The organism is Capnocytophaga sp. oral taxon 329 str. F0087 (assembly GCF_000213295.2).
In the GTDB taxonomy this organism is placed as follows: Bacteria; Bacteroidota; Bacteroidia; order Flavobacteriales; family Flavobacteriaceae; genus Capnocytophaga; species Capnocytophaga leadbetteri_A.
Genome location: NZ_KN390067.1, coordinates 4,347 through 6,761 on the forward strand (window position 1 = coordinate 4,347; position 2,415 = coordinate 6,761).

Annotated in this window: 3 protein-coding genes; all 3 read left to right on the forward strand. The window is 38.3% G+C overall.

Annotation, left to right across the window (positions count from 1 at the left end; all coding sequences use genetic code 11):
* Positions 1-71 precede the first annotated feature (71 nt).
* Positions 72-725, forward strand: coding sequence for a hypothetical protein (locus HMPREF9074_RS11055; RefSeq protein ID WP_009391143.1), 654 nt, complete (start codon positions 72-74; stop codon positions 723-725).
* Between the two features lie 3 nt (positions 726-728).
* Positions 729-1,472 carry an LPS export ABC transporter ATP-binding protein gene (lptB, locus tag HMPREF9074_RS11060; protein ID WP_009391145.1) on the forward strand — a complete coding sequence of 248 codons (744 nt, stop codon included), beginning with the start codon at positions 729-731 and terminating at the stop codon, positions 1,470-1,472.
* Between the two features lie 40 nt (positions 1,473-1,512).
* The coding region (gene pepT, locus HMPREF9074_RS11065) for a peptidase T (protein ID WP_034540833.1) at positions 1,513-2,415 on the forward strand (903 nt) is incomplete at its 3' end.

A 2,415-nucleotide genomic window follows, 5' to 3' on the forward strand; every position in this document is an offset into this window, starting at 1 on the left:
ATACGAAGTGAGTATATTTATTTCGGCATACGTTTTAAAAAAAGAACAAAACAAGGTAACTTAATATTTTAATGGATTGTAATACCTACTTACAGCAATTACCCAACGTGAAAACGTTGAAACAGCTTTGCAAAGGACAAGCTGTGTTAGACTGGATTATTTGTGGTCACGAGTATGAGGTATATCATACGTACTACAAAGCAAATGAAGAAGAATATGATGGCTATGAAGCCCAATGGGGGCATGGCTTTGAAGATGAAGATGGATCTTCACTTTCTTTCTACTTTGTCGATAAGGCGTGCATAATAGTACCTTCATCGAGTGCTGAAGATAGTAAAGGAGGTGATAATCACGATTTAGAAAGGAAACTTCCTAAAGTCTTTTTGCCTTATTATCGCAAGAATTTTACAGAGAGTGATATTCCGTTTGTTATTTATTCGTTAGATGGTGAAACTTGGTATTGTATAGAGAATTTTGCTGTAGAGGAGCATATTGATAAGTTTGACAAAATCACTACTAACCCTGCTGTATATAAAGAGTGGGCGCAAGCTTACTTAGGAGAAGAGGCTTATCTACAAGAAACGATGTCTGAACAAACAATTTCAGATATTTACGCAGGTAAAGTACTTACTGAAGAGATGGTGTACAGTCTTGTGACTGAGGTGTATGATTGGGTAGATTTAGAGACAGAACTCAACGAAATACCTTATCGCTTTTCGTTTTAATATATGAAATTAATAGTAAATAATATTATCAAAATCTATAAAGGTAGGAAAGTAGTGAAAGGGGTTTCGCTAGAAGTAAATCAAGGTGAAATCGTTGGGCTACTAGGACCTAATGGGGCTGGTAAAACTACGTCATTCTATATGATAGTAGGACTTATCAAACCTAATGGAGGTACTATCTTTTTAGATAATACAGAGATTACTCATTACCCGATGTACAAGCGCGCCCAAAGTGGAATAGGCTATTTGGCGCAAGAGGCTTCGGTATTCAGAAAATTGAGTATAGAAGACAATATCAAAAGCGTATTGCAACTCACAAAGCTCTCAAAAGCTGAGCAACAACGCAAAACAGATGAGCTGATAGATGAATTTAGCTTGGGGCATATCCGAAAAAACCGAGGAGATTTGCTCTCAGGGGGTGAACGGCGCCGTACAGAGATAGCTCGTGCCTTAGCTACTAGTCCGAAGTTTATCCTGCTTGATGAGCCTTTTGCGGGAGTAGACCCTATAGCAGTGGAGGATATTCAGCGTATAGTGGCACAACTCAAAGATAAGAATATAGGTATTCTCATCACAGACCACAACGTCCAGGAAACTCTTGCTATTACTGACCGCACTTACCTGATGTTTGAAGGAGGGATTCTTAAATCTGGAGTGCCAGAGGAATTGGCAGCTGATGAGATGGTGAGGAAGGTATATCTTGGAAGGAATTTTGAATTGAGAAGAAAGAAAATATTGGAAGATTAACCAATTGGCAAATGAATAAAGAATTAAAAACTATAATATAATGAAAAATTTAGTAGATCGTTTTATTAAGTACATAAAAATAGATTCTCAGTCAGACCCTGAGAGTTCAACAACTCCTAGTACTAAAAAGCAATGGAATATGGCAAACCTATTGGTAGAAGAACTAAAAGCCATCGGTTTGCAAGACGTGACTGTAGATGAGAATGCCTATGTAATGGCTACCTTACCATCAAATGTAGACTATGAGGTTCCTACTATTGGTTTTATCTCTCACTTCGATACTTCACCTGATTTTTCAGGAGAGAATGTAAATCCACAGTTTGTAGAAAATTATGATGGGGGCGATATTGTTCTTAACAAGGAACAAAATATAGTGTTATCACCTTCTTATTTTGAAGATTTATTGCTCTACAAAGGCAATACTATTATCACAACCGATGGTACTACCCTTTTAGGAGCTGATGATAAGGCGGGGATTGCCGAAATTGTGACCGCTATGGAATACCTTGTTCACCACCCAGAAATCAAGCACGGCAAGATACGCGTAGGTTTTACTCCGGATGAGGAAATAGGACGAGGAGCGCATAAATTTGATGTTAAGAAATTTGCGGCTGACTGGGCATATACGATGGACGGTGGACAAATAGGCGAACTTGAATACGAGAGTTTTAATGCTGCAGGAGCTAAGATTCACTTCAAAGGGAAAAACGTTCATCCAGGGACTGCTAAAAACAAGATGATTAACTCAATGCTTGTTGCTAATCAGTTTATTAATGCGCTTCCTGCTGACGAGATACCTGCTCGTACTGAAGGTCGTGAAGGTTTTTATCACATTACTGATATTTCTGGAGATGTAGAAAATACAGTGGTACAACTTATTATCCGCGACCACGATCGTGATATTTTCAATAAGCGCAAAGCTCTAGTACAGCAAATAGTAGAT

What these genes read in the sequence shown, in the direction of transcription:
- HMPREF9074_RS11055 (WP_009391143.1), top strand. Translation starts at nt 72, where the DNA reads ATGGATTGTAATACCTACTTACAGCAATTACCCAACGTGAAAACGTTG.
- lptB (WP_009391145.1), top strand. Translation starts at nt 729, where the DNA reads ATGAAATTAATAGTAAATAATATTATCAAAATCTATAAAGGTAGGAAA.